Source organism: Bacillus hominis (assembly GCF_018332515.1).
Classification (GTDB): domain Bacteria; phylum Bacillota; class Bacilli; order Bacillales; family Bacillaceae_G; genus Bacillus_A; species Bacillus_A hominis.
In genome coordinates, this window is sequence record NZ_BOQD01000091.1 from 1 (window position 1) to 7,730 (window position 7,730).

At 35.0% G+C, this 7,730-nt stretch carries 5 protein-coding genes; 3 read left to right on the forward strand and 2 right to left on the reverse strand.

Annotated elements, in window-relative coordinates:
- Window positions 1–191: 191 nt before the first annotated feature.
- Complete coding sequence (locus KI356_RS10685; RefSeq protein ID WP_128282770.1) at window positions 192–698, reverse strand: GNAT family N-acetyltransferase; 507 nt, start codon at window positions 696–698, stop codon at window positions 192–194.
- Window positions 699–954: 256 nt separating this feature from the next.
- A complete protein-coding gene (fdhD, locus tag KI356_RS10690; protein ID WP_212935399.1) occupies window positions 955–1,761 on the reverse strand; it encodes a formate dehydrogenase accessory sulfurtransferase FdhD in 807 nt (268 codons plus the stop codon).
- Window positions 1,762–2,059: 298 nt separating this feature from the next.
- Here fdhD and fdhF point away from each other — a divergent pair, with 298 nt between their 5' ends.
- The 3 genes from fdhF (at window position 2,060) to KI356_RS10705 (ending at window position 7,518) form a co-directional block, all read left to right on the forward strand.
- A complete protein-coding gene (gene fdhF / locus KI356_RS10695) occupies window positions 2,060–5,002 on the forward strand; it encodes a formate dehydrogenase subunit alpha (protein ID WP_128282772.1) in 2,943 nt (980 codons plus the stop codon).
- Window positions 5,003–5,014: 12 nt separating this feature from the next.
- On the forward strand, window positions 5,015–5,497 hold the full coding sequence (locus tag KI356_RS10700) for a helical membrane plugin domain-containing protein (protein WP_212935400.1): 483 nt from the start codon (window positions 5,015–5,017) through the stop codon (window positions 5,495–5,497).
- A 149-nt stretch (window positions 5,498–5,646) separates the two neighbouring features.
- A complete protein-coding gene (locus KI356_RS10705) occupies window positions 5,647–7,518 on the forward strand; it encodes a glycerophosphoryl diester phosphodiesterase membrane domain-containing protein (protein WP_128282774.1) in 1,872 nt (623 codons plus the stop codon).
- The last annotated feature ends 212 nt before the right edge of the window (window positions 7,519–7,730 follow it).

Consider the following 7,730-nt stretch of genomic DNA (forward strand, 5'->3'; position numbering starts at 1 on the left):
CCCGATTGGTGAAGGCTAATACTCAGTGGGGGATGAGGCTTCCCACTGAGTAAAGTTTCACTTTATATTTTTAGTATAACGAATGGAAAGGATTGGAACGATCGATAAAGGTGACATGAAGATTACATTGTTGTAATGAAAAAAGCATCTTAATTAATAAGAAGATGCTTTTGAAAAATTATATTAAAATGTTAATTATTTAAGAATAAAACCATATGCTCTTCGTCCCAATATTGGCCATTATGCTTTAAGGACCGTTCTTGCACACCGTAAGTTTGGAAGCCGAGGGAATCATATAATTTTTTTGCAGCAGTGTTATTAGCAACAACATCGAGCATGAGCTGTTCTACATGTAATTTATCGGCATTTTCAATAATCGCTTTAATTAAAGCGCGTCCAGCGCCGAGGCCACGCGCTTTTGGAGAAACAAAAACGGAGCCGATTTTTGCCTTATGCTCTTGCTTAATAAATGGCTTTGTTTCTAGAGTAGCAATACCGATTAAATCGTTATCCTTGAAAACACCTAGAGTATACTTATCCGGATTGCTTAATCGTTTTGCCATGGCAGATACAGGATCCTCATGTTTAAGAACATCTTCATAAGAAGAGCTAAAAGCTTCAGGGTTTTTCGTTAAACCTTCCATACAAACTTTTAAATATATTTCTGCGTCCTCTGTTGTTAATAAGCGAATTTCCATAGTTGTAACCTCCTTGGTTGATCCAAATTTAATTCATTATCTTCATAAGAGTGAGTATAGTTTTACTTTGTAAATGCATGCTGTGACTATTCTTTCTTAATTTGTAAAAGAATGAAAAGATTATGCTACTATGTTTGTCTTTTTGTTTATGTAATGAAATTATATATTAACTTTATTAACTATTCAAGTGTTTAATATATTGTATTTTTATAACTAAAATGACTCCTATGCAAAGGAGTCATTTTGTGTTTCGAATTTAATTTTTTGTTTTATATCCATCGATTCGTTCTGGATGTGTATAAATATTGCAAGATCCAGAACGAATAAATCCTACTACGGTAATACCTAAATCATGGGCTAGTTGCAGAGCTAGTTTAGTTGGAGCTGATTTAGATAGAACAATTTCGCAACCGATTTTTGAAACCTTTAACAAAATTTCAGATGAGATGCGCCCGCTAAACGCGATGATTTTCCCTCGAACAGATATATTATTTCGTAAACAATGACCGTATATTTTATCTAGTGCATTGTGTCTTCCGATATCCATTCTTGATACGAGAATATTTTTCCGATCACATAACGCGGTATTGTGCACACCACCTGTTTGGCGAAATGTAGTTGAAGATTGTTGTAAGGAAGTCATTAGGTGAAAACATTCTTCTGGAGTAATAGTTATACGTATATCGTGTAACTCTTTTGCTTTTGCGGCATCATTGACGAAAACAAAACCTTGTCTACTTTTTCCGCAACAAGAAGTTACGTATCTTTTATTATATAAATTTTGATAGAGTGGATTAATTTTTGATGATTTTACATGGGCAATTCCGTTTTCCTTTTGGACCCATAATTCTTCAATATCTTTATAAGAAGAAAGAATTCCTTCAGAAATTAAAAAACCAATTACCATATCTTCAATGTAATTAGGAGTGCATACAACTGTTACGTATTCTTCGCTATTTAACTTAATTGTAATAGGAAATTCTGTAACAACATCATCAGTTTGTTTTGAAAATGTACCGGATTGATAGCGTACAATTGTATGCGTTTCTTGAGTAGGCCCCATATTAAATTCCCCTTTATATGTATTTTTCTCCATATTTATCATAAAACATCGAAAAAATAAAAGCATCTACTATCAGAAAGATGGCAGATTATTTTGGTTATTATTGTATGTGTACGATATAATAGATTTGTAGAATAGTGACATTTTCAAGCTTGCGTAGCTATACCTTATAACATCGAGAATCGACTTCACAAGAAAAGTATTCGGGCAGAGCGTTTCAAAAATATGTACAGAAATACGTTTTTGAAAACGGATTCATAATTGTATTGTACAGTGAGTTGTAAGGAGAGGGGAAACTATGACAGAACAGACAGTCCGTGTAACCGTTGATGGTAAAGAGCTTTTTGCATCAGGTGAAAAGACGATACTCCAATTATTTAATGAAAGTAATTTAGAACATCCTCAAATTTGTCATGTACCAGAGGTAGATCCTATTCAAACCTGTGATACATGTATTGTAGAAGTAGATGGGAAGTTAATGCGTGCTTGTTCAACAAAGCTAGAAGAGGGTATGCATATTGAAAGACAATCGCAGCGTGCTAAAGAGGCGCAGACTGAGGCAATGGATCGAATATTAGAGAATCATTTATTGTATTGTACAGTATGTGATAACAATAATGGTAACTGTAAAGTCCATAATACAGTACATATGATGGAGATTGAAGAACAGAAATATCCGTATGAACCGAAAGTAAGTGCATGTGAAGTGGATACATCGCATCCATTCTATCGATACGATCCAAATCAATGCATTGCTTGTGGGCAGTGTGTAGAAGTATGTCAAAATTTACAAGTAAATGAAACTTTATCAATTGATTGGAGTTTAGACCGTCCACGTGTTATTTGGGACAATGGTGTGAGTATAAATGACTCGTCTTGTGTTAGTTGTGGGCAGTGTGTAACAGTTTGCCCGTGTAACGCATTAATGGAAAAAACGATGCTAGGAGAAGCTGGATTTATGACTGGTTTAAAACCAGATGTGCTAAATCCGATGATTGATTTTGTAAAAGATGTAGAGCCTGGATATAGCAGTATTTTAGCAGTTTCAGAAGTAGAGTCCGCGATGCGTAAGACGAAAATTAATAAAACAAAAACAGTTTGTACATTTTGTGGTGTAGGTTGTTCATTTGAAGTATGGACGAAAGAACGTCAAATTTTAAAGGTGCAACCTGTTTCAGATGCACCGGTTAATGGTATTTCCACATGTGTAAAAGGCAAATTTGGATGGGACTTTGTGAACAGTGAAGAGCGTATTACAAAGCCGTTAATTCGCCAAGGGGATATGTTTGTTGAGGCTTCATGGGAAGAGGCTCTTGAAGTTGTTGCATCTAATATGCAACATATTAAATCAGAATATGGTAGCGATGCGTTTGGGTTTATTTCTTCTTCGAAAGTAACAAATGAAGAAAACTATCTTATGCAAAAACTAGCTCGTCAAATATATGGAACAAATAATGTAGATAACTGTTCCCGTTATTGCCAATCACCAGCAACAGATGGTTTATTTAAAACTGTCGGTATGGGCGGAGATGCTGGAACAGTGAAAGATATTGCTGAGGCAGGTCTTGTTATTATTGTTGGTGCAAATCCAACAGAAGGACATCCTGTACTTGCAACGAGAGTGAAGCGTGCTCATAAATTACATGAACAAAAACTAATTGTAGCAGACCTTCGTAAACATGAAATGGCTGAGCGTGCTGATATATTTGTTCATCCGAGTCAAGGAACTGATTACGTATGGCTTGCTGGTATTACGAAATATATTATCGATCAAGATTGGCACGATAAAAAGTTCATAGCTGAAAATGTGAAGAACTTTGATGAGTATAGCAAAATGCTAGAAAAATATACGCTTGATTATACAGAAAAAATTACGGGGATCTCTAAAGCTCAGTTAAAAGAAATGGCCCGTATGGTATATGAAGCAGATGGTACTTGTGTACTTTGGGGAATGGGTGTAACTCAAAATACAGGAGGAAGTACAACGTCGGCAGCAATTTCAAATTTACTTCTCGTTACAGGTAACTACCGTCGTCCTGGTGCAGGTGCGTATCCGTTACGCGGGCATAATAACGTACAAGGTGCTTGTGATATGGCGACATTACCGAACTGGCTTCCAGGTTACCAAGCGGTTTCAGATGATGTGCATCGTGCGAAATTTGAAAAAGCATATGGTACTACCATTCCAAAAGAACCGGGATTAAATAATATCGCAATGTTACTTGCGGCCGAAGAAGGAAAACTGCGTGGTATGTATGTTATGGGAGAAGAAATGGCTTTAGTAGATTCAAATGCCAACCATGTACAACATATATTATCGAATCTAGACTTCCTTGTTGTGCAAGATATGTTCTTATCGAAAACAGCTCGTTTTGCTGATGTTATTTTACCAGCAGCACCAAGCTTAGAAAAAGAGGGGACATTTACGAATACAGAGCGTCGTATTCAAAGATTATATGAAGTATTAAAGCCGCTCGGTGATTCGAAACCAGACTGGTGGATTTTACAAAAAGTAGCCCGTGCACTGGGCGGAGACTGGAATTATGGAAGTCCAAGTGAAATTATGGATGAAATTGCATCGCTTGCCCCGTTATACTCACAAGCAACGTATGACCGTTTAGAAGGCTGGAATAGTTTATGTTGGGGTAGCCATGATGGTAGTGATACACCATTATTATATGTAGATGGATTTAATTTCCCAGATAAGTTAGCACGTTTATCACTAGATGAATGGGTTCCGCCAGTTGTAGCACCAGATGAGTATGATTTACTATTAAATAATGGCCGTATGCTAGAGCATTTCCATGAAGGAAATATGACGAATAAGTCGGCTGGCATTTTATCTAAAGTGTCTGAAGTATTTGTTGAAATTTCACCTGAACTTGCTAAAGAGCGTAATGTGAAAGATGGTGGGCTTGTAGAGTTAGCATCACCATTTGGAAAGATTAAAGTACAAGCGCTTGTTACAGATCGTGTAACTGGAAATGAGTTATATTTGCCGATGCATGCGACAGTAAATGAAGAGGCAATCAATATTTTAACAGGAACAGCAACAGACATTTACACGTGTACACCAGCTTATAAACAAACAATGGTGAAACTGCGCGTATTACGTGAAAAAGGAAATCGTCCGTTACCATCTTCAAACCCGAGAGATAAAAAACGTCATCCGCAAAATGGTGTTGAAATCGAGCAAAAGTGGCAAAGAAAACAATACGTATCACTTGTGGACCAGAATTAGGGGGCGGGGATCATGGCAAAAGAGATTACTTTAATTAGAAAGAAGATTGTAACAGAAGAAGAAAAAAAACAGCAAATAACAGATGAACTGTTAAATGATCTAGCTGAAAATAGAGAAGCAGTAGAAGAGACGATGCAGCTATTAGCGCAGTTGCAAAAAGCTGGAATTTTAGATGCAGCAATTAGTTTACTTGCTGCCAAAGAAGATGTTTCCAAAATAGCTGTTGAACAATTAAATCGTGAACCAGTAAAAAATGCATTAAACAATATGATGGGGGCAGGAGAGGCATTATCTTCAGTGGACCCAGAAATAACGAAACAAATAACATCTAGTTTAGTCACTGGATTACAATTTGCAACGGATGAGCTGAAAAACGGAAAGAAAACAAAAGTGATGGATTTCTTTAAGGTATTAAAAGATCCAGATATCAATAGAGCAATTACATTTGGTTTTAGTTTCTTAAAAGCATTTGGACAAGGACTAGAGAAAAAATAGAGGAAATGAAAAAAGTGATGGGAAGTAACCATCACTTTTTTCGTTGTATGTATAAGAGTGTTCATGTTAAGCGGAATATATTATTATTAAAAAGATGGATTGGAACTGGAAATCCATCTCAAATACCGTTTTAGAATTTGGAGGAATATATGCAACACCGTAAAAAACTATCTATACCAGGAGTAATGGGACATTCCTTTCAAACAGTTAGATTTGCTTTTTGGAATGTATTAACCTTTCAACTTGCTTATAAATTATTAGCAGCGATTGTATTTGTCCCGCTATTTGGGATCATTTTTAATAAGTTATTGTATTTTGGTGGTTATGCAAATGCAACGAACGATGAATTATTAGCGTTTTTAAAGACACCATACGGCATATTGGCAATCGTAATTTTGTCATTGTTAGCACTGTTTCTTATTTTTACGGAATTTGCGGTACTTATTATTATTTCGTATTTCGCTCATAAAAGACAAAAGGTGAAATTACGTCCGATTTTATATAAAACGGTAACGTATTTACCTACTCTTTTCACATATTGCTTACCAGGATTTATTTTATATGCTGTCGTATTGTTACCTCTTTTAAATATGGGGTATGAAACAGCATTAATCCCGCAAATTCAAATTCCTAACTTTATTACAGGAGAACTGTTTAAGACAACGATGGGGCAAGTGGGTTATTACACGTTCTTTGCTGTAGTTGCGTATTTGAACCTTCGTTGGATTTTTGTCCTACCTATTGTTGTATTAGAGCAAAAGTCATTTCGCATGGCAGCACGTAAAAGTGCAGTTTTAGTAAAAGAAAGCTTTTTTAAAGTATTGTTCTTTTTAGTAGGATTTTTTATTTCGATAGGGATCGTGTATATTGTATTTTTTGGAATATATTTATTGTGCCTATGGGGCGTTTATGAGTTTACGAATCCGCAAGGAACATTTGCATTATTAGCTGAATCAACAATCTCTGTATTTTTAACGAGTACATTGTATTTATTTAGTTTTATCGTAACACCGTTTTATATTATGGCGATTACAAGATTGTATTTACAAAAGGTTCCAGTCGAAGATGTTTTACTAGAAGAAGGATTAGATTATTCAAAATCAAAAGCAGATAAATGTTTCTTCCAAAAACATCGCTGGAAATTCATTGGTGTATATATTGTAGGAATTATTACTGCTGGAATGGTCGTTGCCTTCATTGTGACCTTTATTTCAAACACATATAAAGAACCAATTATTATGGCGCACCGTGGATATATATCAAAAGGTGTAGAGAATACGAAAGAAGCAGTGCAAGGTGCCATTGATGCAAAAGCAGACTATGCTGAAATAGATGTCTTGCAAACAAAAGATGGCGAACTAGCAGTCATACATGATTTGAAGTTGAAACGTCTTGCGAATGCGAATGTGCATGTATCAGATTTGACGATGGATGAGCTAAGGGAGCTTACTCTTAGTCAAGATGGGCTCACAGGAGAAATTAGTACATTAGATGAGATTATTAAGCTTTCAAAAAATAAAATAAAACTCAATATAGAAGTGAAGCTTCACGGTAATGAGAAGGACTTCGTAAATAAAGTATTAAAAACAATTAAAGATAATGACTTTGAGAAACAATGCGTTATTCAAACATTACATTATCCCCTTATTAAAGAGTTTAAGCGTGCAAATCCAGATATAAAAGTAGGATATATACTGTATGCAAGTAGAGCTAACTTAAAGAATGTGAAGGCTGATTTTTATGTAGCAGAAGAATACATGTTAAATAAAAAATTAGTAAAAGAAGCAAGGAAGTTAAATAAGCCAATTTACGTATGGACAGTAAATGATATGGAAAGTTTAAAGGCATATTATAAGTTAAACGTAGATGGTATCATTACCGATTATCCTGAAGATGCACGTGAAACAATTAAGATGTTAAAAGAACAAGAAGCTGAAGAAAGCGATATATTTGATAAAATTACAGAAACGACAGAAGACTTGTTTTCAAAATTGTTTATAAGTTACCCAGCTGCTGGCTAAATGCTAGTAGCTGTTTTTTTATGAAAAGAATATATTTCTAAAGTATTGTACAAAGTAATAAGTGTATATGTATACGTAACTACTTAGTTTTTTTGCATTGTTACGTTATTGTCAAATAATAAATAATAACTATGCGTTTTGAATGGATATAATAGAAATAGAGTGATAGATGATGAAGTGATACGCAGAACTCAATAGAATCAATGTTTTAT